The sequence below is a fragment of the Actinoplanes sp. NBC_00393 genome, assembly GCF_036053395.1.
GTDB lineage: Bacteria > Actinomycetota > Actinomycetes > Mycobacteriales > Micromonosporaceae > Actinoplanes.
In genome coordinates, this window is the sequence record NZ_CP107942.1 from 4,660,198 (window position 1) to 4,684,853 (window position 24,656).

The 24,656-nt window shown below is 70.3% G+C and carries 23 protein-coding genes; 12 read left to right on the forward strand and 11 right to left on the reverse strand.

Annotated elements, in window-relative coordinates; all coding sequences use genetic code 11:
- Nucleotides 1-158: 158 nt before the first annotated feature.
- Complete coding sequence (locus OHA21_RS21945) at nt 159-689, forward strand: GNAT family N-acetyltransferase (protein WP_328476464.1); 531 nt, start codon at nt 159-161, stop codon at nt 687-689.
- A gap of 130 nt (nt 690-819) precedes the next feature.
- On the opposite strand, the gene OHA21_RS21950 is transcribed toward OHA21_RS21945, so the two are convergent.
- The 3 genes from OHA21_RS21950 to OHA21_RS21960 all read right to left on the reverse strand — a co-directional run bounded on the left by OHA21_RS21950 (nt 820) and on the right by OHA21_RS21960 (nt 2,136).
- Nucleotides 820-984, reverse strand: a complete 165-nt coding sequence (locus OHA21_RS21950; RefSeq protein ID WP_328476466.1) for a hypothetical protein — start codon at nt 982-984, stop codon at nt 820-822.
- The gene (locus OHA21_RS21955) at nt 981-1,853 is read right to left on the reverse strand and encodes a hypothetical protein (protein ID WP_328476468.1); all 873 of its coding nucleotides are present in this window, start codon (nt 1,851-1,853) and stop codon (nt 981-983) included. The genes OHA21_RS21950 and OHA21_RS21955 overlap by 4 nt, the downstream gene beginning before the upstream one ends.
- 70 nt (nt 1,854-1,923) lie before the next feature.
- Nucleotides 1,924-2,136 (reverse strand): RNA-binding S4 domain-containing protein, encoded by a 213-nt coding sequence (locus OHA21_RS21960; protein ID WP_328476470.1) that lies wholly within the window; start codon nt 2,134-2,136, stop codon nt 1,924-1,926.
- Nucleotides 2,137-2,227: 91 nt separating this feature from the next.
- Between OHA21_RS21960 and OHA21_RS21965 the strand changes: the two genes are divergently transcribed.
- Nucleotides 2,228-3,013 (forward strand): DUF1775 domain-containing protein, encoded by a 786-nt coding sequence (locus OHA21_RS21965; RefSeq protein WP_328476472.1) that lies wholly within the window; start codon nt 2,228-2,230, stop codon nt 3,011-3,013.
- A gap of 257 nt (nt 3,014-3,270) precedes the next feature.
- Here the strand turns inward: OHA21_RS21965 and OHA21_RS21970 are convergent, their stop codons facing one another.
- Complete coding sequence (locus OHA21_RS21970) at nt 3,271-4,215, reverse strand: exopolyphosphatase (RefSeq protein WP_328476474.1); 945 nt, start codon at nt 4,213-4,215, stop codon at nt 3,271-3,273.
- 188 nt (nt 4,216-4,403) lie between these two features.
- Here OHA21_RS21970 and zwf point away from each other — a divergent pair, with 188 nt between their 5' ends.
- Both zwf and OHA21_RS21980 read left to right on the forward strand, forming a co-directional pair.
- Complete coding sequence (gene zwf, locus OHA21_RS21975) at nt 4,404-5,897, forward strand: glucose-6-phosphate dehydrogenase (RefSeq protein ID WP_328476476.1); 1,494 nt, start codon at nt 4,404-4,406, stop codon at nt 5,895-5,897.
- A gap of 82 nt (nt 5,898-5,979) precedes the next feature.
- Nucleotides 5,980-6,315, forward strand: coding sequence for an STAS domain-containing protein (locus tag OHA21_RS21980; protein WP_328476478.1), 336 nt, complete (start codon nt 5,980-5,982; stop codon nt 6,313-6,315).
- On the opposite strand, the gene OHA21_RS21985 is transcribed toward OHA21_RS21980, so the two are convergent.
- Nucleotides 6,312-7,361 (reverse strand): ROK family protein, encoded by a 1,050-nt coding sequence (locus OHA21_RS21985; protein WP_328476480.1) that lies wholly within the window; start codon nt 7,359-7,361, stop codon nt 6,312-6,314. The two genes, OHA21_RS21980 and OHA21_RS21985, sit on opposite strands and share 4 nt — an antisense overlap.
- Nucleotides 7,362-7,476: 115 nt before the next feature.
- Between OHA21_RS21985 and OHA21_RS21990 the strand changes: the two genes are divergently transcribed.
- From OHA21_RS21990 to OHA21_RS22000, 3 genes are all read left to right on the forward strand, one after another.
- Entirely contained in the window at nt 7,477-8,982 is a 1,506-nt protein-coding gene (locus OHA21_RS21990; RefSeq protein WP_328476482.1) for a DUF1800 domain-containing protein, read from the forward strand.
- A gap of 3 nt (nt 8,983-8,985) precedes the next feature.
- On the forward strand, nt 8,986-10,188 hold the full coding sequence (locus OHA21_RS21995; protein WP_328476484.1) for a DUF1501 domain-containing protein: 1,203 nt from the start codon (nt 8,986-8,988) through the stop codon (nt 10,186-10,188).
- A gap of 313 nt (nt 10,189-10,501) precedes the next feature.
- Entirely contained in the window at nt 10,502-12,058 is a 1,557-nt protein-coding gene (locus OHA21_RS22000; RefSeq protein WP_328476486.1) for an FkbM family methyltransferase, read from the forward strand.
- 86 nt (nt 12,059-12,144) lie between these two features.
- On the opposite strand, the gene mmsB is transcribed toward OHA21_RS22000, so the two are convergent.
- The 6 genes from mmsB to OHA21_RS22030 form a co-directional block, all read right to left on the reverse strand.
- A complete protein-coding gene (mmsB, locus tag OHA21_RS22005) occupies nt 12,145-13,398 on the reverse strand; it encodes a multiple monosaccharide ABC transporter permease (protein ID WP_328476488.1) in 1,254 nt (417 codons plus the stop codon).
- Entirely contained in the window at nt 13,395-14,930 is a 1,536-nt protein-coding gene (gene mmsA / locus OHA21_RS22010; protein WP_328476490.1) for a multiple monosaccharide ABC transporter ATP-binding protein, read from the reverse strand. The genes mmsB and mmsA overlap by 4 nt, the downstream gene beginning before the upstream one ends.
- A gap of 82 nt (nt 14,931-15,012) precedes the next feature.
- Complete coding sequence (gene chvE / locus OHA21_RS22015; RefSeq protein WP_442875117.1) at nt 15,013-16,140, reverse strand: multiple monosaccharide ABC transporter substrate-binding protein; 1,128 nt, start codon at nt 16,138-16,140, stop codon at nt 15,013-15,015.
- A gap of 26 nt (nt 16,141-16,166) precedes the next feature.
- Nucleotides 16,167-17,651, reverse strand: coding sequence for an L-arabinose isomerase (gene araA, locus OHA21_RS22020; protein ID WP_328476492.1), 1,485 nt, complete (start codon nt 17,649-17,651; stop codon nt 16,167-16,169).
- 16 nt (nt 17,652-17,667) lie between these two features.
- The gene (locus OHA21_RS22025) at nt 17,668-17,886 is read right to left on the reverse strand and encodes a hypothetical protein (RefSeq protein WP_328476494.1); all 219 of its coding nucleotides are present in this window, start codon (nt 17,884-17,886) and stop codon (nt 17,668-17,670) included.
- Nucleotides 17,887-18,094: 208 nt separating this feature from the next.
- Complete coding sequence (locus tag OHA21_RS22030; protein ID WP_328478482.1) at nt 18,095-19,078, reverse strand: LacI family DNA-binding transcriptional regulator; 984 nt, start codon at nt 19,076-19,078, stop codon at nt 18,095-18,097.
- A 169-nt stretch (nt 19,079-19,247) separates the two neighbouring features.
- Between OHA21_RS22030 and OHA21_RS22035 the strand changes: the two genes are divergently transcribed.
- The 5 genes from OHA21_RS22035 to OHA21_RS22055 all read left to right on the forward strand — a co-directional run bounded on the left by OHA21_RS22035 (nt 19,248) and on the right by OHA21_RS22055 (nt 22,885).
- Nucleotides 19,248-20,669, forward strand: a complete 1,422-nt coding sequence (locus tag OHA21_RS22035) for a DUF2252 domain-containing protein (protein ID WP_328476496.1) — start codon at nt 19,248-19,250, stop codon at nt 20,667-20,669.
- Nucleotides 20,666-21,076, forward strand: coding sequence for a pyridoxamine 5'-phosphate oxidase family protein (locus OHA21_RS22040; RefSeq protein ID WP_328476498.1), 411 nt, complete (start codon nt 20,666-20,668; stop codon nt 21,074-21,076). Before OHA21_RS22035 ends, OHA21_RS22040 begins: the two co-directional genes overlap by 4 nt.
- Nucleotides 21,073-21,993, forward strand: coding sequence for a pirin family protein (locus OHA21_RS22045; RefSeq protein WP_328476500.1), 921 nt, complete (start codon nt 21,073-21,075; stop codon nt 21,991-21,993). The genes OHA21_RS22040 and OHA21_RS22045 overlap by 4 nt, the downstream gene beginning before the upstream one ends.
- A gap of 9 nt (nt 21,994-22,002) precedes the next feature.
- Nucleotides 22,003-22,410 (forward strand): DUF6292 family protein, encoded by a 408-nt coding sequence (locus tag OHA21_RS22050; RefSeq protein WP_328476502.1) that lies wholly within the window; start codon nt 22,003-22,005, stop codon nt 22,408-22,410.
- A 64-nt stretch (nt 22,411-22,474) separates the two neighbouring features.
- Complete coding sequence (locus OHA21_RS22055; protein WP_328476504.1) at nt 22,475-22,885, forward strand: hypothetical protein; 411 nt, start codon at nt 22,475-22,477, stop codon at nt 22,883-22,885.
- The last annotated feature ends 1,771 nt before the right edge of the window (nt 22,886-24,656 follow it).

Here is a 24,656-nt window from a genome sequence, read left to right on the forward strand (position 1 = left end):
CGCGGCACACGGTGGACGATCCGCTCCACGGACATGGACCCTCCCCCGATGCGTGCCATGTTCCCCCAGGTGGCAGACGCTAACCGGGCACTCGATCATGGGTCAATACGCTGGTCGTCCAACGGGGACGCTCCGAAACGACATGCTTACCATGCGGTGTGGATTCGGTACTGACAGCTGACCTGACGGGTGGGCAGCGGGCTGCGGTGCGGCGGCTGCTGGACGTGGCGTTCGACGGGGAGTTCAGCGACGAGGACTGGGAGCATTCGCTCGGCGGGGTGCACTTCATGGTGATCGAGGAGGGTGTGCCGGTCGCGCACGCCTCGGTGGTGCAGCGCCGGTTTCTGCACGACGGGCGGTCGCTGCGGTGCGGCTATGTGGAAGCGGTCGCGGTGCATCCGGAGCGGCAGCGGCGAGGGCTCGGGGCGGCGGTGATGAGCAGGGCCGAGCGGGTGATCGACGGCGGGTACCAGCTGGGGGCGCTGTCGGCGTCGGGGGCCGGGCGGGCTCTCTACCTGGCCCGGGGGTGGACGCCGTGGCAGGGGGCGACGGCCGTGCTCGCGCCGGAGGGGGTGGTCCGGACCGAGGAGGACGACGACAGCACCTTCGTCCGGGAGGTGCCGGGCGGTGTGCCGCTGCGGCACACCGCGACGCTGATCTGCGACTGGCGCGACGGCGACGTCTGGTAGGACCGGCGACGTCTGGTAGGACCGGGGCCGGCGCCGCGGACGTCCCCGCGGCGCCGGCGGCCGGTTCAGCGCGGCGGATCGCCGCGCCGGGGCCGGTTGAGCGCAGCGGATCGCCGCGCTCGCGGCCGGTTCAGCGTGGCGGGTCGCCGCGCCGGCGTGGGCGGGCGCGTGAGGCGGTGCTGCGCGACCGGCAGAGGGGGCGGACCGGTACGGGCTCGGCCGGCCCGCCGCCACCGTCGGCATCGTCCCCGCCGCCCGGCATGCCGAAGTCGAACGGGTCGTCGAACGGGCTCATCCGGCGCTCCGCAGCGACTCGCAGCCGGACTCGTCGGGCAGCAGCGGCCGGAACAGCACGCTCCACTGCTTGCCGCCGGACACCCACGGGGTCTGCTGGTTGGCCTTCTCCGCGGCGGCCCAGACCTTGTCCTTCTCCGCGCCGGTCACGCTGACGCAGCGGATGTCCAGGTCCTTGTCGAGGGCGTCGCCGGGAAGCGCGGGGCCGGGCCAGTCGACCGGCTTGCCCTCGAGCCCGTCGCCGGTGGCCACGTACGCCCGGGCCAGCGCCGCCACCTCGGCCGGCCGGTAGGGCTCGGTGGCGTCGTCGAGCGCGGTCAGCTGCTCGACGAACTTCTTCAGCTTCGCCCGGGCCGTCTTCTGCGCCGAGGTGAGCGCCGGGTCGTCGGCCTGCGCCTCGTTGAGGGCGATCGCCTCGGCGGTCTCGGTGCCGTAGCCGGTGGCGACGGTGATCCGCGTGCTGGGAATGTCGGCGACGCCGGGTGAGCCGAAATCGGTCCCGGTCTTCACGCCGGCGGCGACCGCGTCGGCGGTCAGTTTCCGCACCCGCTCCGGGGTGATCTGCTGCACCTGCAGGTTGGGCAGGGCCGGGCCGGGCGCGATCAGCGGCACCGGCCCGTCGGTGATCACCCGGCCGTCCGCGTAGACGGTGACCACCGGCAGCCGGCCCAGAAGGTACTGCGGGGGCACGAAACCGCCGCGATACTCGACGCGCAGGGCGACGCTGTCCGGGTCGGCGGTGGCACTTTCGGTGATCGGCTCGCCGGCGGCGGGGGCGCCGGCATCAGCCGCGGTGCCGGGCCGGGCGCAGGCGCCCAGCAGCAGGACGGGGATGGCGGCGGTGATCAGGAGGCCGCGGGTTCGGGTCATGATTGGTACGACGAGACGGCCGTCACCCCGGTTCCGACCGTTCGCGACTTTCCCGCCGAAAGTGTTCGCCCTACTCAGCGACCACGCGGGCCGTCCGCCCCTGCACCTCGACCACGTCACCCGGGTGCAGCTGGCGGCCCCGTCGCAGGTCCACCTCACCGTTCACGGTCACGTCCCCGGAGGCGATGAGGATCTTGCCCTCGCCGCCGGTGTCGATGAGGTCGGCCAGCTTGAGGAACTGGCCCAGCCGGATCATGTCGCCGTCGATCGGCACGTCACGCATCCGCTCATCATGCGGGATCGGAAAAAGTTCTGCGAACACGTTGAACCATCGGGGCCCGTGATCCGAACTACATCTCGTGAGGCTTCTGGGGATGGCCCGCCGCGCGGGCGTGCTGGCCACTGTGACCGCTGCTGTCGTGCTGTCCGCCGCCGCTCCGGCGGCGGCCGACGTGACGGTGAGCCCGGCGAGCGCGCCGCAGGCCAGCGGCGTGAACCTGACTTTCCGGGTGACGAACTCCGGCACCGCGCCGGTCACCGAGGTGACCCTGCGGATTCCGAAGGACAGCCCGATCGCCGAGGTCTATCCGCTGTCGGTGGACTCGTGGGCGCCGAAGATCGAGTGGCAGAAACTCGCCCAGCCGCTCGACACGATCCACGGCGGCACACCGGTGGATCAGGCGACCAGCGCGATCGTCTGGCTCGCGGTGGGCAAGCCGCTGGCTCCCGGCGCGGCCACCGACCTGTCCGTCGCGGTGGGCCCGCTGCCGACGCTGAGTTCGCTGCGGTTCCCGATCGAGACGAAGTACGCCGACGGCAAGGCCGGCCCGGCCATGGCGGCCACCCTGTCGCTGACCCCGTCGGTCGGCGAAGCTCCGGCTCACCACAGCAACACCGGCCAGGCTCCCGCCGGCGAGCTGACGCCCGGTGAGCAGGCGGCGTTCGACAAGATCCTCCAGGACGCCGACAGCGGCCCGTCGATGCTCGCGATCTCCGGCTGGGTGGTGGCCGCGCTGGCCCTGCTCGGCGCCGGCTGGGTGGTCCTGCGCAACCGGCACCGCGCGACGACCGAGGAGGAGCCGGACGAGGAGCCGGGCGACGAGGACAAAGAGCCCGTCGCAGTCGGCGCCGGTGACAGCAAGTGGAGCTTCAAGGGCTGACAACAGAGACTCCCACGCAGGCCGGGCGCCTGCAGCGGGAAAAATGAGGATTGTTCACGACGGTGGAGATCATGCGGCTCGCTCGCGGGCCACACAACTCAAGGCCGGTCGTGAACAACCCTCACCTCACGCGGGTGGGCGTGAGGCGTCGTGGGTAAGCGCGTGGGGCGCGAACCACGACCGGCGGGTGGGGCCCCGGGCAAGGCCCGTGATCCGCTTGTGGGGCGGGCGGGGAGAGATCTCCGCCCGCCTCGCCTTCAGACCGGCACCACCCGTTCCGTGCGCAGCGCGTCGATGATCTCGCGTTCCACCCGGTCCGACTCGTCGTGCGGGACCTGGCAGGTGCCGGCCGCGAGGTGACCGCCGCCGCCGTAGCGCAGCATCACCTCGCCGATGTCCACCGGAGAACTGCGGTCGATGATCGACTTGCCGCAGGCGAAGACGGTGTTCAGCTTCCCCCGGCCCCAGATGATGTGCATCGAGACGCGGGCCTCCGGGAACAGCGCGTAGACCATGAACCGGTTGCCGGCCTCGATGACCTCCTCGTCGCGCAGATCCACGATCACCACGTCGCCGTCGAGCCGGCAGACCCGGTGCAGCTGGTCGACGAAGCGGGCCGAGCAGTCGTGGAACAGCTGGGCGCGCTCGGCCACGTCGGGCTGGGCGAGGATCTCGTGCACGTCCTGGATCTGGATGCACGCGTCGATGAGCTGCATCATCAGCTGGTAGTTGGAGATCCGGAAGTTGCGGAACCGGCCGAGCCCGGTCCGGCTGTCCATCAGGAAGTTCAGCAGGGTCCAGCCGGTCGGGCTGAGGATGTCGGTGAGCGAGTAGTCGGCGGAGTCGGCCTGGTCCACGGCCCGCATCAGGTCGTCGGAGACCTGCGGGAACCGCTCCTTGCCGCCGAAGTGCTCGTAGATGACCCGGGCCGCGGACGGGGCCTCGGCGTCGATCACGTGGTTGCCGACGCCGGCGTCGTTGCGCAGCGTCTCCGAGTGGTGGTGGTCGAACACCATGTACGCGCGACCGTCGTACGGAAGATTGGTGAGGATGTCCCGGTCGGTGATCTCGACGACGCCGTCCTGGACGTCCTTGGGGTGCACGAAGAGGATGTTGTCGGCGTCGATCATGTCCAGGTGACGCAGCAGCACGGCACACACGAGACCGTCGAAGTCGCTACGGGTCACGAGCCGGTACTTCACGGGGTCCCCCTCGGTTGCCAGACCTTTGCGCCCATTTTGCCACCTTTTTCGGGAAGGCCCGGGTCGCATCGACGTATGGACGTGTTCACCGCCACTTCGTCCCGCTTTCCAGGAAGCGGGTGAACCGCTCAAGGGCTGCTCTGCGTAAGGTTCAGACGGACGGCATCGAACCGGAGGACACGCAGAAGATGGACCACGCACCTCAGCTCATCCAGGAGCGCAGCGCCCCACCAGCCACGCTGGTGATCTTCGGCGCCTCCGGCGACCTGACCCGCCGCAAGCTGCTGCCGGCGGTGGAGAGCCTGGCCCGGCACAACCGGCTGCCGGACCAGTTCGCCCTGGTCGGTGTCGCGCGCACCGGGATGAGCGACGAGCAGTTCGCGGAGAGCGCGCTCGGCGGCCGCAGCCTCGCCGAGAAGCGCCAGCTGGCCGGTGGCGTGCGGTACGTGGCCGGCGGCTACGACGACCCGGAGACGTACAAGCGTCTCGCCGAGACCCTCGACGAGCTGGACGCGCAGCGTGGCACCTCGGGCAACCGGCTGTTCTACCTGTCCACCCCGGCCAACGCGTTCGAGCCGGTGATCAACGGGCTGGCCGGCGCCGGGCTCAACCAGCCGCGCGAGGGCTCCTTCGCCCGTCTGGTCATCGAGAAGCCGTACGGGCGGGATCTGGCCACCGCCCGCGAGCTGGACGCCGTCGTGCACAGCGCGTTCGACGAGCCGCAGGTCTTCCGGATCGACCATTACCTGGGCAAGGACACCGTCCAGAACGTGCTGGCGCTGCGCTTCGCCAACTCGATCTTCCAGCCCATCTGGGACCGTTCCTGGGTCGACCACGTGCAGATCACCGTGGCCGAGACGCTCGGCGTCGGCACCCGCGGCGGTTTCTACGAGCACGCCGGCGCGATGCGCGACATCGTGCAGAACCACGTGCTCCAGGTCCTCGCCCTGGCCCTGATGGAGCCGCCCGCGTCGTTCGGCGCCGAGGGCCTGCGCAACGAGAAGGTGAAGCTGCTGCAGGCGATCCGGCTCCCCACCGACCGCGACATCGCCGAGGCGGCGGTCCGCGGGCAGTACACCCGGGGTGGCACCCGCGAGGAGCTGATGGCCGGCTACCGCGAGGAGGTCGGCGTCGACCCGCTGTCGCGCACGGAGACGTACGCGGCGATGCGCCTGAACGTGGACAACTGGCGCTGGGCGGGTGTGCCGTTCTACGTGCGCACCGGTAAGCGCCTGCCGGCCCGGCTCACCGAGGTGGCCCTGCAGTTCCAGCGGCCGCCGCACCTGCCGATCCCGAACGACCAGCTCACCGGGCTGGAGGCGGACGCGCTGATCCTGCGGATCCAGCCCAACGAGGGCATCTCGCTGCGCTTCGGCGCCAAGGTGCCGGGTCACTCGTTCCGGGTGCGCACGGCCAGCATGGACTTCTCATACGAGTCGACGTTCGCCGAGGAGTCCCCGGAGGCGTACGAGCGGCTGCTGCTGGACGCGCTCATCGGTGACGCGTCGCTGTTCATCCGCAGCGACGAGGTGCAGCAGTGCTGGCGGATCGTCGACCCGATCATCGAGCACTGGGAGAAGGACAACTCGCCGATACCGACGTACGAGGCGGCGTCCTGGGGCCCGACCGACGCGGACCGGCTGATCGGCCGCCACGGCCGCAAGTGGCGAAACGCGACCTGACCTCGCGATTCCTGCGGAGCTCGGCGGGCTCGCATAGGGTGGTTCGCAAGCCCGCCCCGCTCCCCCGGAAAGAAACACGCCTATGCAGGTATCGGTCGCCCATCATCCACCGAACACGGCCGTTCTCGTCCTGCGCGGCTCGCTCGACATCGACACCGCGCCCGCCCTCAAGGCCAATCTCGGCCGCCTCGTCGAGCGGCCCACCCCGCGCGTCGTGGTGGACGTCTCCGGCCTCGACTTCTGTGACTCGATGGGCGTCGGGGTGCTGGTCACCGCGCACGGCCGCGCCACCGAACGCGGCGGCTGGGTCCGCCTGGCCGCGCCCTCCGGTTTCCTGAGACGTCTCTTCGACACCCTCGGGCTCAGCGATTACCTGCCGATGTTCCCGGACGTCGCGACCGCCCTGAAGGAGGACTAGCGGGTCCCGGCCGCCACCGCGTCCAGGGCGGCCACCGCGGCGCCCCGGGCGCCGGCCATGTCCAGGTCCGGCACCAGGGCGAAGGTCGCGGCCCGGGCCTGCTCGTCGCGCAGCTGGGTGTTCTCCCGCACGGTGTTCAGGAACCACTGGCGGAAGTGCGGCGCGGCCTCCACCACTCCCCCGCCGAGGAAGTAGGCGTCCGGGTCGGTGAAGTTCGCCGCGATGGTGAACAGTTTGCCGATCGCCTTGGCCTGCTGGGTGAAGACCGCCACGGCCAGCGGGTCGTCCTTCTCCCCCAGCCCGCGCAGCATCTTCGCCGCCCGGTCGACCGGCTCGCTCGCCAGCGGGTGGTCCGGGAAGCGTCCCAGCCAGTACGGCAGCAGGTTCTTCTTGATGCCGGTGAGCGAGGCGATGCTCTCCACGTCGCCGGCGAAGCCGCAGTTGCACTCCGGGACGAACTGGTCCTCCTCGAGGACGCCGAGCAGCGGGATCTGCACGTGCCCGAGCTCGCCGGCCATCCCGGCCGCGCCGCGGATGACCTTGCCCTTCTCGACGACGCCGCCGCCGAGGCCGGTGCCGACGATGGCGGACACCGAGGACTTCTCCAGCGCGGACGTGCCGAAGTGCCGGTGGTGCGCGTAGAGCGCGGCGGCGTTGGCGTCGTTGTTGTAGATGACCGGCAGCCCGAGCCGGGCCTCCAGGGCGCCGCGGATGTCGAAACCGTGCCAGGACACCTGGTTGAAGTTGGTGGCGCCCTTGGACGAGATCACGCCGTGTGCGCTGGCCGGGCCGGGGGTGTCCAGGCCGACCGCGCGGACCAGGGACAGCGGGGTGCTGGTCAGCTCCAGGATCCCGGTGAACGCGGCGGCGAGGGAGTCGACGGCCGACTCCGGGCCGTCGAGCACGCGGCTCGGGTTCTCCACCAGATTGCTGACGAGGAACTGCCCGGTCGCGTCCAGGACGGTGGCGTTGTTGCAGGTGCCGCCGTTGTCGAGTCCTACGACGACCCAGGACGCCGGGGTGCGTACGGTTTCAGCCTGATCCACGGTCTTGAGAGTACGTGCGAGGGCCCGCCGCGGTCACGGGTGCGGTCGGATTGCGGGATCGTTAGTCACGGTTGCAGCGGCGCGGAGGTGCGCCGGCCGGGCCGAACCGTTGGGCATGACGCGCCGTACCGTGCTCGCCGGGACCATCGCCACCGTGGCTCTGACCGCAACCGGTCTGGGGGTCTCCTCGCCCGCGTCGGCGGCCGCCGACGTCAAGCTGGTCAGCGACGACCCGATCGCGCACCTGCTGCGCCGCGCCACCTTCGGCGCCACCCCGCAGTCGCTGGCCGAGGCCCGCAAGCTCGGCGTGGCCGGCTGGCTGGACCGGCAGTTCGCGCCGGCGAAGATCGACGACGCGCTCTGCGACAAGGTCCTCGCCCGCCTGCCGCTGGCGAACGCCCCGGCCGCCACCGTGCGGGCGAAACTGCCGGTGCACTCCTACGAGGCGTTCGGGCAGCTGGGCCGGGCCGCGATCGCCCGGGCGGCGTGGAGCAACCGGCAGCTGTTCGAGTCGGCGGTCGCGTTCTGGGCCAACCACCTGCACATCGCCGCGCCCTCCAGCGGCGTCTGGGACACCCGCGGCGACTACGACGCGCAGGTGCTGCGCAAACACGCGTTCGGCAAGTTCGCCGACATGCTCAAGGCCAGCGCCCGGCACCCGGCCATGCTGACCTACCTGGACCAGCGCTCGTCGACCAAGGCGCACCCGAACGAGAACTACGCCCGCGAGCTGATGGAGCTGCACACCGTCGGCATGGTCTACAGCGAGAAGGACGTGCTGGCCGCGGCCCGGCTGCTCACCGGCATGACGGTCGGCAAGTCCGGCGGCTACGTCTACGACGCCTCCCGGCACGCCACCGGCGCGGTCGACATCCTCGGCTTCCAGCACGCCAACACCGCCACCGACGGTGAGGCCGCCGCGCTCGCCTTCCTCGACCACCTGGCCCGGCACCGCGCCACCGCGACGCGGATCGCCACCAAGCTGTGTGTCCGCTTCGTCGCCGACGAGGTGCCGGCGTCGCTGGTCGAGCGGCTCGCGGACGTCTACCTGAAGAACGACACCGCGATCGTCCCGGTGCTGCGCGCCCTGTTCACCTCGCCGGAGTTCGCCGCCTCGGTGGGCCGCAAGACCCGTACGCCGTTCGAGGACCTGGTCGCCACGGTCCGCACCCTCGGCCTGCAGCCCGACGCGGCCGGGGTGAAGTCGCTCGACGCCCTCTACAACAACCTGGTCGACGCCGGCAACGCGCCGTTCCGCTGGAGCCCGCCGAACGGCTTTCCCGATGTGGCCGCCGTCTGGGCCTCCCCGTCGGCGTTCCTGATGCGCTGCAACCTGCACCTGAACCTGGCCACCGGCTGGTACCCGAAGCAGCTCACCCGCCCGGCTGACCTGCTGAAATCGCTGGTCCCGGTGCTGCCGGCCACCTACGGCGCGCTCGTCGACGCGCTGGCCGTACGGCTGACCGGCAACAAACTGCCGGCGAACCACACCGCGGCGGTGCTCAGTGTCGCGGGCAAGGTGCCGACCAGTCCTCTGACCGCCAAGGACAAGTCGCTCGCCGGCGCCGCGCCGTACCTGATCGCACTCGTCCTGGACTCGCCGTCTTTCGCATTGAGGTGAAATATGACGACCCGTCGTAGCATCCTCGCGGGCGCCTGCGCTGGACTCGCCACCGCCACGCTGAGCACCCGGCTCGCCTATGCCGCCGGCGGCTACACCGGGGACACCCTGGTGGTGGTCTCGCTGCGCGGCGGGTTCGACGGGCTGTCCGCGATCGCCCCGATCGGCGACCCGGACTACTACAAGGCGCGGCCGTCGATCGCCCTGCCCAAGGCGCGGGTGATCGCCGGCGACGGCACCTTCGGTCTGCACCCCGCCCTCGCGCCGCTGCTGCCGCACTGGAAGGCCGGCCGGCTCGCCGCGGTGCACGCGGTCGGGCACCCGGACCCGACGCGGTCGCACTTCGCCGCCATGGAGGCGATGGAGAACGCGGCGCCCGGCACGTCGATCCGCAGCGGCTGGCTGGACCGCATGCTCGGCCTGACCGGCGCCACCGGCCCGCTCGCCGGCGTCTCGGTGGGCAAGGCCATGCCGGCCCGGCTCTTCGCCGGCCCGACCGGTGACATGTCGATGAGCGCCATCGACGACGTCACCCTGGCCGGCGACGGCAAGCGCCCGATGGCCGCCGCGCTGCGGGCCATGTATGCCGACGCCCCCGCCCATCTCGCCGCCCCCGCACAGGCCGCCGACCGGGCGCTCGCCGCCACCAGCAAGGTCGCGGCCACCGCCTACCGGCCCGCGGCGGAGTACCCGGACACCGAGCTGGCCGCCGCGCTGCGTGACGTGGCCCGGCTGATCAAGGCGAAGGCCGGGCTGGTCACCGCGGCCGTGGACAGCGGCGACTGGGACATGCACGAGGGCCTCGGCGCCGCCGTGGCCGGCCAGCGCATGTACGACAACCTCACCGAGTTCGCCCAGGCCATGGCCGCCTTCGTCACCGACCTCGGCCCGGACGCCATGAAGAACGTCACCGTGCTGACGATCAGCGAGTTCGGCCGGCGGGTCGCCGAGAACGGCTCGCACGGCACCGACCACGGCCACGGCAACGCCATGCTGCTGCTCGGCGGCGGCGTCCGCGGCGGCAAGGTCTACACGAACTGGCCCGGGTTGTCGCCCGGCGCGCTGGTCGCCGGCGACCTCGCCGCCACCACCGACTATCGCGCGGTGATCGGGGAGATCCTGCAGAAGCGCTGCGGCCTGGGTGCTCTCGACTCGGTCTTCCCGGGCATCAAGCCGTCCGCTTTCCACCTGGTCACGGCGCGCTAATTGCCGGGTACGCGCAGCGACCCCGTTTACGTCAATAAGTCTGACGGTTTGCGAATTGCGTTTTCGCCCCGCGAGGCCCGGTCACGCCCGCTCAGGCGCTGAGCGTGAGGCCGGGCCACTTTGTCCGGTTGGGGAGCATCGAAGCCGGGTTTGCGGGCATGGTGCGGGTGCGGGCTGGTTCACGGATCCTGGCGAATTTAAAAAGTGTTAAAAACAGGCGCGGCTCGGACTTTACTAATTCGAGATACGTCATAGGATGTGCCCTCACAGCTGGCCGAAGAACGGCTAATCGGCTGAGAGGATTTGCAACTCCATGCTCATCTCCGAAGTCCTACCGTTCATCGGTGAGTTCCGCGAACTCGTCGACGTCACCCCGGAGGCGGCCGGCCTGTCCCGGCACCTCGGCGTGCCCGAGCGGTTCCAGCAGCAGCGGCACAGCCTGGCCGAGGCGGAGAAACTCGAACTCGGCCCGGGCAGCCTGCTGATAGCGCTGGTGAGCGACGAGACCTCGGAGCTGTCCGCGGTGCTGCGGCAGATGAAGCCCGGCGCGCGCGCCCTGCTGCTGACTGCCTGGCCGGCGGCCGAGCCCCTGCCCCGCGGACTCCTCGGGCCGCTGGCCGACTCCTGCTGCCAGGTCGCGGCCGCCCTGCTGATCGACGAGGCGAGCCGGCTCGGCGTGCACTACGCGCTGGTCGTGGAGCGGGTCGACGTCCACCTGCCCGAGGTGCCGGCCGCCGACGACGACCGGGAAGCGCGGATCACCGAGCTTCGCCAGCTGGCCGTCAAACGGGCGCGTCAGCTCGCCAAGACCCGCAAGCAGCTCGCCGCCATCCAGGCCTCGACGTCGTACAAGGCCGGGCGGGTGCTGGTGGAGGGCGGCAAGCATCCTGCCAAGGCCGTGGTCAGCGTGCCGGCCGGGCTGGCCCGGCTGTGGCGCGAGCGCCGCGCCGGTGTCCCGGTCCAGCCGGAGCCCCAGCCCGAGCCGACCCCGCCGATCCCGAAGCCCAAGCCGAAACCGCCACCGCCGAAGCCCGCCCCGCCGCAGCCGCGGGTCGTCCCCATCGCGTTGCCGTCGGCCTCACCGGACCGGGCGCAGGCCGCCGCGCGGATCACCATGACCGCGCCGGCCCGCATGCTGGTCCCGCGCAAACTGGCCGAGTCCGGGCTCGCCGCCTACGAGCCGTCGGCCATGGCCTGCTTCCTGGCCGCGCTCGACGTCGCCGGCCCCGGCGAGGTGCTCGACATCGGGGCCAACGTGGGGATCTACGCCGCCGTGGCGAGCGCGCTGACCAACCGCAGGGTGCGGGCGTTCGAGCCGGCACCGGAACTGGCCGGGGTGGCCCAGCAGGTCGCCACCGACAACAGCCTCGGCTACACGGTCGAGTCGCTGGCGCTGGGCGCGGAGAACGGGACGGCCACCTTCTACATGTCCGACAGCTCGGACACGTCGAACTCGCTCGCCGAGGGCTTCCGCGAGTCGTCCGAGCAGCTGCAGGTCACGGTGGAGACGCTCGACTCGTACGCCGCACGCACCGGCGTCGTTCCGGCGGTCATGAAGGTCGACACCGAGACCACCGAGCCGGACGTGCTCGCCGGCGGCGCCGCGACCATCCTCGAGCACCGGCCGTGGATCCTGTGCGAGGTGCTGGCCGGCCGCGGCGAGGACCGGCTGGCCGCGGTGATGGCCCAGTTCGGCTACCACTGGTTCCACGTCACCTCCGAGGTGCCGTACCAGGAACGCACCGAGATCGAGGGCGACCGCACCTACGAGCACCTGATGTGGCTGTTCACGCCGGAGGTGCCGGACGAGCGGTTCTGGGCCGCGGTGCGTACCCGGACCGTCGACCTGGAGCAGTGCACGCCTTCCTGACCGAGACGAAAGAACGGGGCCGGTGCTTGCGCACCGGCCCCGTTCGTGTCACCCCGCCAAGGCCCTGGACCAGGGCGACACGTCTTTCAGCGAGCCGCCGACGTGCGGCGCTTGGACCAGACGTCGAAGGCGACCGCGGCGAGCAGGACGGCGCCCTTGACGAGCATGACCTCTTCGCTCTGCGCGCCGATCAGGCTCATGCCGTTGTTGATGACACCCATGATCAGACCGCCGGTGATGGCGCCGACGACCTTGCCGACACCGCCCTGGACGGCGGCGCCGCCGATGAACGCGGCCGCGATGGCGTCCAGCTCGAAGCTGTTGCCGGCGGTCGGGTTGGCCTGGTTGAGGCGGCCGGCGAAGATGATGCCGGCGAGGGCGGAGAGCACGCCCATGTTGACGAACAGCCAGAACACCACGGACTTGACCTTGACGCCGGACAGCGTCGCGGCCTGCAGGTTGCCGCCGACGGCGTAGATCTGGCGGCCGAAGACGGCCCGGTTGGTGACCAGGGTGTAGCCGACGACCAGGACCGCGAGCAGCACCAGCACCCAGGGCAGGTTACGGAAGCGGGCCAGCTGCACGATCACGAACATGACCAGTACGGCGGGGACGGCGACCTTCAGCACGAACAGCCACATCGGGTCGACGGCCTGCTGGTAGCGGACCCGGCCGGCGCGGGCGCGCCACTGCACGACCACGATGCCGACCACCACGGCCAGCCCGACCAGGATGCTGAACAGGTCGGCGCCGCCGAGCGGGCCGAGGCCGACGTTGCCGAGGAAGCCGTTGGTGAAGCCGTTCGCGAGGGTGCGGACCTCTTCCGGGAACGGGCCGATGCCCTGGTTGCCCAGGATCATCAGGGTGATCGCGCGGAACAGCAGCATGCCGGCCAGGGTGACGATGAAGGCGGGGATGCCGAAGTACGCCACCCAGTAGCCCTGCCAGGCCCCGATCAGCGCGCCGAACGCCAGCGTGGCGATCAGCGCGATCGGCCAGGCCAGGTCCCAGTTGACCATCATGACCGCGGCGAACGCGCCACAGGCGGCGACCACCGAGCCGACCGACAGGTCGATGTGCCCGGCGATGATGATCAGGATCATGCCGATCGCCAGAACCAGGATGTACGAGTTCTGGACGATGATGTTGCTGATGTTCTGCGGCTGGAGCATGTCGCCGCCGGTCAGCACCGTGAACAGCAGGACGATCAGCGCGAACGCGATGTAGATGCCGCTCGACTTCATGTCGAAGCCCAGCTTGAAGCCGGCCTTGCCGGGCTTGGGCGCGGACGGCCCGGTGCCCCCGACACTAAGGTCGGCGTTGGTGGGTGCGACCGTCACGGCGCGACCTCCTGTTCTTCCTTCGTCATCAGGGTCATCAGGCTTTCCTGCGTGGCCTCGGCGCGCGGCACCTCGCCGGTGATCCGGCCCGCCGACAGGGTGTAGATGCGGTCACAGATGCCGAGCAGTTCGGGCAGCTCGGAGCTGATGACCAGGATCGCCTTACCCTCATCGGCCAGGCGGTTGATGATCGTGTAGATCTCGTACTTCGCGCCGACGTCGATACCGCGGGTCGGCTCGTCCAGGATCAGCACGTCCGGATCGGTGAAGATCCACTTGGACAGCACGACCTTCTGCTGGTTGCCGCCGGACAGCTTGCCGGTGACCGCCTCGACACTCGGCGCCTTGATGTTCATGCTCGCCCGGAACTCGTCGGCGACCTTGAACTCCTCGTTGCCGTTCACCCAGCCGCCCTTGGCGAGCTTGCTGAGCGCGGCGGCCGAGACGTTGCGCTTGATGTCCTCGATCAGGTTCAGGCCGTACCGCTTGCGGTCCTCGGTGGCGTACGCGATGCCGTGGTCGATCGCCTCCCGCACGGTGCGCGCCTTGATCTCCTTGCCGTCCTTGATCAGGCGCCCGGAGATGTTCACGCCGTACGAGCGGCCGAAGATGCTCATCGCGAGCTCGGTGCGCCCGGCGCCCATCAGGCCGGCCAGGCCGACGATCTCGCCGCGACGCAGGGTCAAGTTGGCCTTGCGGACCAGCGCGCGATCCGGCTGGGACGGGCTGTACACCGTCCAGTCCTCGATGCGCAGCGCCTCCTCGCCGATGGTCGGCTCGTGCTCCGGGTAGCGGTGCTCGAGGTCGCGGCCCACCATGCCCGAGATGATCTTGTCCTCGCTCAGGTCGGCGGTGTCCTCGGTCCAGATCGTCTTGCCGTCGCGCAGGATGGTGACCCGGTCCGAGATGCTCATGACCTCGTTGAGCTTGTGCGAGATGATCACGCAGGTGATGCCCTCGTCCCGCAGCCCGCGCAGCAGGCCCAGCAGGTGCTCGGAGTCCTCGTCGTTCAGCGCCGCGGTGGGCTCGTCCAGGATCAGCAGCTTGACCTGCTTGGAGAGCGCCTTGGCGATCTCGACGAGCTGCTGCTTGCCGACACCGAGCTCGACGACCGGGGTGACCGAGCTCTCCGCCAGGCCGACCCGGCGCAGCAGCTCGTCGGCCGCGTGGTTCGTCTTGTTCCAGTCGATCCAGCCGCGCTTGCTCTGCTCGTTGCCGAGAAAGATGTTCTCGGCGATCGAAAGGTTGTGCGCCAGCGCCAGCTCCTGGTGGATGATGACGATGCCGCGGTGCTCACTGTCTCGGATGCCCGCGAACCTGCCGGGCTCCCCCTCGAACTCGATGTCGCCCTCGTAGGTGCCGTGCGGGTAAACGCCCGAGAGCACCTTCATCAGGGTCGACTTGCCGGCCCCGTTCTCGCCGCAGATCGAGTGGATCTCACCCCTGCGAACTTCCAGGTTGACGTCCTGCAGCGCCTTGACGCCTGGGAACGTCTTCGTGATGCCGCTCATCCGCAGGATCGTGTCGGTCATAGACCCTCCTATGGGCCGGTAAAGCACTGGAGCCAGAGACCGCGCCCCGCCCGCTGGGGTCGGGCGGGGCGCGGAGCCTGGATCACTTCAACTGGTCGGCCGTGTAGTAGCCGCTGTCGACGAGCTCCTTCTGGTAGTTGCTCTTGTCGACGATGATCGACTCGAGGAGCTGCGACGGGACGACCTTCACGCCGTTGTCGTAGTCCTTGTTGTTGTTGGTGGTGGGGGTCTGGCCCTTGAGCACCGCGTCGGCCATCTCGCCGGTCACCTTGGCCAGCTGGCGGGTGTCCTTGTAGATGGTGGAGTACTGCTCACCCGCGACGATCGACTTGACCGACGCGACCTCGGCGTCCTGGCCGGTGACGATCGGGTACGGCTGCGAACCGGTGCCGTAACCACCCGACTTCAGCGCCGAGAGGATACCGATCGAGATGCCGTCGTACGGGGACAGCACGCCGTCGACCTTGGTGCCGCTCTTGTAGGTCGAGGTCAGCAGGTTCTCCATGCGCTTCTGCGCGGTGGCCGGGTCCCAGCGCAGGGTGGCCACGGTGTCGAACTTGGTCTGGCCGCTCTTGACCACGATGGTGCCCTTGTCGATCTGCGGCTGCAGAACGCTCATCGCGCCGTTGAAGAAGAACGTGGCGTTGTTGTCGTCCGGCGAGCCGGCGAACAGCTCGACGTTCAGCGGGCCCTTGGCGGTGCCCTCGCTGCCGTCCGCGTTGAGCACCTTCAGGCCGGTCAGCAGCGAGGTGGCCTGCTGCACGCCGACGTTGAAGTTGTCGAACGTGGCGTAGTAGTCCACGTTCGGGCTGTCCCGGATGAGCCGGTCGTAGGCGATGACCGGGATGTTGTTCGCCTTCGCGTTCTCCAGCTGGGTGGTGATCGCGGTGCCGTCGATCGAGGCGATGATCAGCAGCTTGGCGCCCTTGGTGATCTGGTTGTCCAGCTGCTGGGTCTGCGTCGGGATGTTGTCCTCGGCGTACTGCAGGTCGACCTTGTAGCCCAGGCCCTCGAGCTGCTTCTTCAGGTTGTCGCCGTCAGCGATCCACCGCTCCGAGGACCGGGTCGGCATGGTGATGCCGACCAGGGCGCCGGCGTTGTCGCCGCTGGCGGCCTCCTTGTCGGTGGTCTTCTCCGACGAGCCGCAGGCAGCCATCGTGGCGGCCAGGGACGCGGCGGTCAGAATCGCCGCGAGGCGGGGGTATTTCACGATCTTTCTCCTCTTCGAGAGCGGTACTACAGAGGCCGGGCCAGGCGGTAGTACGCCTGGTTCCAGCGCACCCGGTCGGCGAAGTCGGCCGGGGTGGTGCGGTTATCGATCATTAGAAGCTCGGTTTGCGCCATTTCGGCGAAATCGCGCAAAGTTTCCGCGCCGACAGCCTGGGTGAGCACCGTGTGGTGGGGGCCACCGGCGGTGATCCAGCACTCCGCGGACGTGGACAGCGAGGGGGCCGGCTTCCAGACCGCGCGGGCGACCGGCAGGTTCGGCAGCGGCTCGTCCGGCGCGATCACCTCGATCTCGTTGGCCACCAACCGGAACCGGTCGCCCATGTCGGCCATGCCCATGACCACGGCCGGGCCGGAAGCGGCGTCGAACACCAGGCGGACCGGGTCCTCCCGGCCGCCGATGCCCAACGGGTGGATCTCGGCCCGCGGCCGTGCCGTCGCGATCGACGGGCAGACCTCGAGCATGTGCGCGCCGAGGATCTTAGGCTCGCCCGGGCCGAAGTGGTAGGTGTAATCCTCCATGAATGAGGTGCCGCGTCCGGTTCCCGCGCCCATCGCCTTCACCGTGGCGACCAGCACCGAGGTCTTCCAGTCGCCCTCGCCGCCGAAGCCGTAGCCGTCGGCCATCAGCCGCTGCACGGCCAGGCCGGGCAGCTGGCGCAGCCCGCCGAGGTCCTCGAAGTTGGTGGTGAACGCGCCGAATCCGCCCTCGGTGAGGAACTGCCGCATGCCGGCCTCGATCCGGGCGGCGTATCGCAGCGAGTCGAGCCGGTCGCCGAGCAGGGCGGGCACGATCTCGTAGGCGTCCTGGTACTCCGCGACCAGCTTGTCGATCTCGGCGTCGGCGATCTGGTCCACGACCGCGACGAGGTCGTTCACCCCGTACGTATTCACCGAGACACCGAAGCGCAGCTCGGCCTCGACCTTGTCGCCCTCGGTGACCGCCACGTCGCGCATGTTGTCGCCGAACCGCGCGAGCCGCAGGCCGCGCAGATGCTGCAGGCCGGTCGCGGCGCGCGCCCAGGCGTCGATCCGGGACACGATCGCCGGGTCGGAGACGTGCCCGGCGACCACCTTGCGCGGCACGCCGAGCCGGGCCTGGATGAACCCGAACTCCCGGTCGCCGTGCGCGGCCTGGTTGAGGTTCATGAAGTCCATGTCGATGGACTCCCACGGCAGCGACACGTTGTGCTGGGTGTGCAGGTGCAGCAGCGGCTTGCGCAGCGCGTCCAGCCCGCCGATCCACATCTTGGCCGGGGAGAACGTGTGCATCCAGGCGATGATGCCGATGCAGTCCGGGTCGGCGTTGGCCTCCTGCATCAGGCGCTTGATGGCGCCCGAGTCGGTCAGGACCGGCTTGCCGACGATCTCGGCGGACGGCAGACCTGCGGCCAGGGTCCGCTGGATCTCGGCGGACTGGTCGGCGACCTGCTGAAGGGTCTCCGGGCCGTAGAGATGCTGGCTACCGGTGAGGAACCAGATCTGCGGTGTCATTTCGTTTCCTCTGTTCTCAAGCGGATGCGCGGCGCGGGAACGCGTGCGGCTTGCGCATCGCCGTGGTGGTGCGGCAGTCGCGACGCCGGCTGGGCCTCCGCCCGGCACCGGGCGGCGACAACGGCATGTCGGAAATATCCGCGCAGAGCAGGCGATTCTCCATGATCTTACGTGCGCCGAACGCCGGAACCTCGATCAACGGCCGGTTTCCGGGTGCATGGTCGCCGTACGTCACGGGGGTACCTCCGCTGGGGGGCCGAAGGGGTGGCGGCAGCCACACACCGGCGGTCGCAAGTTCAGTGTTATCGCTAACAATTGCCGTGTCAACGGCCGTCGGCAACAACGCGGTAACGGCCGCGCAACCCAGCAGGGTTACCGAGGCGCACACCCGTTCACTCACGGGTGCACACTAAACCCCACGGAAGTTCACACGACAGCACCCCCTAGGAGGGGCGCCCGACACTCTGCCGAACCACCAGCTGCGGCGGCACCACGATGTGGTCCGGGCTGTCCGGTTCCTCCCGCATCTGGCCCAGGAGCAGCGTCAACGCGGCCCGGGCGACGTCACCGAAAGCCTGCCGCACGGTGGTCAGCGGCGGAATGAAGTACGCCGCCTCGGGCACGTCGTCGAACCCGACCACACTCACGTCGTGCGGAACCCGACGATCCCGCTCATGCAGGGCGCGCAGGATCCCCAGCGCCAGGTGATCGTTCGCCGTGAAGATCGCGGTGACCTCCGGCATCCGGGCCAGCATCTGCCCGGCCCGGTAGCCTTCCGCGGCCGACCAGTCGGCGGACAGCAGCGGCGGAACCTCCGCACCGGCCTCCTCGAGGGTCTGCCGCCAGCCCTGGATGCGTCCCTGCGAGTCGAACCAGTCGGTGGGCCCGGAGACGTGCCAGACGGTCTTGTGGCCGGCGTCCAGCAGGTGCCGGGTGGCGGCCCGCGCGCCGGCCACCTGATCCACCGTCACCAGCGGCCGGCCGCTGGCCGGGTCGCCGTCGATGAAGACCACCGGCACGTCGCCCGGGATCTCGGCGAGCGCCTCGGCCGCGGACGCCACGTTGGCGATCACCACGAGGCCCGCCACCCGCTGATCGAGGTGCCGGTCCACCACCGAGGCGATCGAGGAGCGATCGAGCTCGCGCACGCTGCCGACGCTGACGGCGAACCCGGCGTCCGCGGCGGCCTGCTCGAACTCGGTCAGCATCGAGGCCGGCCCGTACAGCGTGCTGTTGCGGGCGACCACGCCGATCAGCTGGGAGCGGCCGGTGACCAGCGCCCGCGCGGCCCGGTTGGGCCGGTAGTTGAGCTCGGCGATGGCGGCCCGGACCCGGATGCGGGTCTGCTCCTTGACGTTGGGATGATCGTTGAGGACCCGGGAGACGGTCTGGTGCGAGACGCCGGCCAGCCGGGCGACATCGGTCATCGCCGGGCTACGGGTTATCTTGTCCACTTGCGCACCTCGGTCCGGTCCGGTTCTGATGGAGCGTGACGGATAGCCGATCCGGCGCCCGTAACGGGAATGTTATCGATAACAACCAGCATTCCAGAAGCCCCGCGTGCGGTCCCTCGCGGAACACGTACGCTCGGCAGCGATGGAAGCGTCACCCACGATCAGCGGACCCGTCGTGTTCGGCAGCCTAAACGACGAGGGCTTCACCTCGCTGCGCCGTACCGCCGCGCCGCGAGCGCAACGTTATGAGATCGGCCGATCGCTGCGCGACCGCTCACCCCGCTCGGACATGGCGCACTGGCGCGCGCCGGAGAACCGCATCGACCCGGTACGCCAGGTCGCCGCCTCCCACGAGGGCCGCCTCGAGCACCTGATCCCGGTCCGGATCGGCCGGATGACCGCCTCGCCGTACGCGTTCCTGCGCGGCACCGCCGGCCTGATGGCCGACGACTTCGCGGCCCTGCCGTGCACCGGCATCACCCCGGTGATCTGCGGCGACGCCCATCTCGGCAACTTCGGCTTCTACGCCTCGCCGGAACGCGAGCTGGTCTTCGACCTCAACGACTTCGACGAGGCGCACCCCGGCCCGTGGGAGTGGGACCTGCGCCGGCTGGTGGTCAGCGTCCACGTCGCCGGCCGGCAGAACGGGTTCCGGGAGAGCGCGTGCGCCGACGCCGTGCAGCACTGCGTCGAGGAGTACCGCGAGCAGATCGCCCACCTGGCCGAGCAGCCGCTGCTGGCCCGCTCGTTCGACCAGCTCGACGTCCAGGCGATGCGCTCGGCCGCCAGCCGGGCCAGTTTCCGCGACGAGATCGAGCGCGCCGCCCGCCGGGCCCGCCGCCGGACCAGTGACCGGGCGCTGCCCCGCTTCACCGAACGGCACGACGGCACCGCCCGCCTGGTCGAGGAGCCGCCGCTGATCACCCGGCTGCCGGCCGAGGAACGTGAACAGCTCGCCGAGTCGCTCGACGGCTACCTGAACACCCTGAAACCGCACTGGGCCCGGATCCTCGGCGGCTACCGGATCGTCGACATCGCACACAAGGTGGTCGGGGTCGGATCGGTGGGGCTGCGGGCGTACGTCGCGCTGTGCGAGGGCAGCAGCCCCGACGATGTGGTGTTCCTGCAGCTCAAGCAGGCCCGCCGGTCGGTCATCGCGAAACATCAGCACGGCGCGCTGGCCTGGCACCGGCATCAGGGGCAGCGGGTGGTGGAGTACCAGCAGGCGCTGCAGACGGTCAGCGACCCGCTGCTCGGCTGGACCACGGTCGGCACCCGGCAGTATTACGTGCGCCAGTTCCGCGACATGAAGGGCGCGATCCTGGTCGAGGACATCAACGCCGGGGCGCTCGCCGACTACGCCGGGATCTGCGGCTACCTGCTCGCCAAGTCGCACGCGCGGACCAGCGGCGCCTCGATGATCGCCGGCTATGTAGGGAGCGGGGACAAGTTGGACGAGTCGTTGTGCCGGTTCGCTCGCGCGTACGCGGATCAGGTGGAGAGCGACCACGCTGAACTGCTGCAAGCCGTGCGCCGCGGCGAACTGCCGGCGGAGCCGGCGTGAGCGGCCTGATCCCGCTGCACTCCGCAGCGCTCCTCGAGTTCTGGACCGAGCGGCATCTCTGCACCCTGACCACGCTGCGCGCCGACGGCTCGCCGCACGTCGTCGCGGTCGGCGCCTCCCTGGACGTGCCCGGCGGCCTGGCCCGGGTGATCTCCTCGGTGAGCTCGGCCCACGTCCGGCACATCCGGCGGGGCCAGCAGCGGGTCGCCATCTGCCAGGTCGACGGCCGCCGCTGGAGCACCGTGGAGGGCCTCGCCGTGGTCCGCGACGACCCCGGCCCGGTCGCCGAGGCCGAACGGCGCTACGCCGAGCGGTACCGCACCCCCCGCCCGAACCCGCAACGGGTGGTCATCGAGGTCACGATCACCAAGGTTCTGGGCTCGGCATCACTAGAGTCGTCGGCATGACGCAGACCGTGGACAGCGTGCTGCTCCCCGGCCACGACGTGCCGCTCGGCCGCTGGACCACCGTGCGGCGCCTGCTGCCGCACAAGGAACTCCGGATGATCGGCGCGTGGTGCTTCGTCGACCACTTCGGCCCGGACGACGTCAGCGGCCGGCCCGGCATGCGGGTCCCGCCGCACCCGCACACCGGCCTGCAGACGGTCACCTGGCTGGTCGACGGGATCATCGAGCACCGCGACAGCCTCGGCAGCCACCAGATGATCGCGCCCGGCCAGCTCAACCTGATGACCTCCGGGCACGGCATCGCGCACTCCGAGTTCACCCCGCCCGAGCATCCCGACGGCATGCACGGCCTGCAACTCTGGGTCGCCCTGCCGGACAGCGCACGGCACGGCCCGGCGAGCTTCGAGCACCACGCCGAGCTGCCCGCCCACCGGGACGGCGCATTCACCGTCACGGTCGTGGTCGGACGCCTCGGCGAGCTGCGCTCCCCCGCCACGGTGCACACCCCGCTGCTCGGCGCGGAACTGCTCACCGACTCGGCCGCGAGCCACACGCTGAGCCTCGACCCCGGCTTCGAACACGGCCTGCTCGTCATGTCCGGCACCGCCACGGTCGCCGGCGCCACCCTCGAGACCGGCTCACTGCTCTATCTGGGCAACGACCGCACCAGCGTCACGGTCCGGACCGACGGGCCGGCCCGGCTCTTCCTGCTGGGCGGCGAGCCCTTCACCGAACCGCTGGTGATGTGGTGGAACTTCGTCGGCCGTACCCATCAGGAGATCGTCGAGGCCCGCGCGGCGTGGATGGCGGGCGAGCGATTCGGCGCGGTCACCGGCTGCCAGGCCGATCCACTCCCGGCACCAGAACTGCCCACTGTGCGCCTGAAGGCGCGCGACCGGCACGGCAAGACCTATTAGGGGTACGGGGTGAGCCATGCCGCCTACCTCAGAGCCGTCGCCGCCGCCCTGGAAGCCGCCGGGATCCCGGTCGCCGACTGCCGGGCCGACGACCGGGCGCCGCGCGACGGGTGGATCCCGTTCGACCTCGTCCGGCAGGTGAGGCTGCACGGACGACCGGTCTGGGATCACGACCAGGCCGGGCTCGGATGGGACGAGCACCGGGGATGGCATCTGCTCACGGTTTCCGGACGCGGTGTGCGTACCGAAAAGGACCTTGAAGTTGCGGCGGTCGCCGCGCCCGGCACTGTGGTCAGCGCGGTGGCGCGGCTGGCCGGCCTCGCCGTGCCGGACGCCGCGGAACCGCACCCCGACCTCGACCCGGCCCCGGGACCCGCCTTCGAGGCCGCTTTGCAGCGCTATGCGCAATTCGGTTGACGTGCCGCGAGACGCGGCGGAAGGTCGAAGCTAGAACCGCACTCCCGCCGTGAGGAGCGTCGCCGTGACCCTCCGGACCCTTCTCGCCGCCGCCCTGCCGGCGGCCGCCGTCACCGCCGCCGTGCTGCCACGCTGCTGGACGGCCGTCCGCGACCGCCGCGAACCCGGCCTGGTCCCGGTCGGCCCACCGATCGAGAAACTCGCCGCCGACCTGCGCCGGCTGCTGCGCCTGCACGGTGAACTGACTGTCTCCGCGCACTCGGCGCTCTGCGCGCACCGGGTGTGGGCGGTGGAGGCGGCGATCGGCGCGCGGGCGATCGAGGCGGCGGTCGCGCTGGGTGTTCCGCATCCGGATCCGTCGGCGGCTTCGTCGCTGACCCGCACCGAGTTGTCCGGGTTGCTGAACGCGCTGACCGCGGCCGGGCTGGTGCTGCCGGGCCGGATCGGCCACTTCACCCTGGACGGTCGGCTCTGACTGCTGCCCTCTGGCCGCTGCCCTTTTGACTGCTGCCCTCTGGCGCTGCCCTTTTGGCGGCTGCTGGCTGACCGCTGCCTTTGGCGGCTGCCCGCTGGCCGCTGATGCGAAACGGCGGCGGGACGGTAGTCCCGCCGCCGTCTCTCGTCCCGGCATCACGCCGCCGAACATCATCCGCGAAGGAACATCGGGGGGCGTCGTCCCCCGCGGATCGTCTCTGGCGTGTGGCGGCCGCTGGAGCTGGGGGGCTGTGGCCGCCTGCCGGGGAGTCCGAGGTCTTCCGTTGTTTCGGAACCTTGGCGCACAACAAACGTGACAGATCCTCACACCTTGATCCGCAGTTGTCCGGGGTGTCCTTCGACACTCCCGGCGTCACCCTTTCCGGGTCCTCCACAAGTTCTTAGCTGCGCTGAAGAGAAGCTTAAAAGGTTCTTAAGTCGACATCCGGGCCGTCACCTGCGGAGAACGACCCTCGTTGATCGGACCAGGCGGTTCCGCGCGCCCGCGCGAACTGTCGGATCCCCGCCATAGTGACTGCGTACAGCATTGAACCGGGGGCACCACCCAGACGTATACCGGGTTGATCGGCCACCTCCGGTGGGCTGCGGCACCGGGACGGCCGATCCTCGCGGGCCCACCGCGAGACCGGTGGCAGGGCTCCGCGGGACGGTGGCGCACTACGCAAATCCGTGATTAACCTTCCACATCCACCACGTGGCAGGGATCGACCGGAGCGCGAGGGGCGGGCACCGGTGCGCGGAGGTGGAACAGGGGTGAGGACGGTGGCACGGATGCGGCGACGGGGCAGCGGGTACACCCCCAGCCGGCTCGGGGCCGCCTCATGAGCTACGAGGACGACGAGTACTGGGAGGACGAGTACAGCGAGTACTCGTTCATGCCGCAGTCCGCGGTCATCCAGGAAAGGCACTACGAACGGCGTACCGCTCCGGACCCGGTCATCCCGACCCGGCGCCGCTCCGGCTCCCCCGACGCCGACGAGCTCGCTGCACGCCGGGCTGCCTTCGACTCGCAGCGGCCCAGCTGGCTGGACGACCCCGACTTCGTGCCGATCGACACGTCGGCGCCGAACCTCGCCGGCGACGACTTCGACGACGTGGACTTCAACCGGCCGGAGCTCGGGGTCGACTTCGACAAACCGGACTTTCCGATTGATGATCCGGCGTTCCGGCCTGAGTTGCGCCGTCCTTCGTCTTCTGGTCGTTCCTCTTCTGGTCGTTCCTCGTCCGGACGTTCGTCGTCTGGCCGCCCTTCTTCGGATCGTCCGTCGTCGGGCCGTTCCTCGGCGGGCCGCTCTTCCTCGGATCGCCCCTCCCCGGACCGGTTCTCTTCCGACCGTTCCTCGGACCGTTTTTCGTCGGACCGTTCTTCGTCGGGCCGCCCATCTTCGGACCGTCCTTCTTCGGACCGTCCTTCTTCGGACCGGGATGTGGCTTCTGTCCGTTACGGTGATTCGCCCGGTCGCCGGCCGGACGACCGCCGGGGCCGCCGTCCGGCTGAGGAGCGCTGGGAGGACGAACGCGACACCGGCCGCCGCCACCCGGCCGAGATCCGCGCCGACGATCACTGGGACGACGACGACCGCCGCGTGCCCCCTACCGGCCGCACCATCGAACTGCGCTCCGACGAGTACTGGGAGGAGCCCGCCGACCGCCGTCGTGGCCGCGGCCCGTCCCGGCGCGACGAGGTGGTCCGCTACGACGACGAACGCGACCTCCGCGGCCGCGAACCGGCCTGGGAGGACGAGGACTTC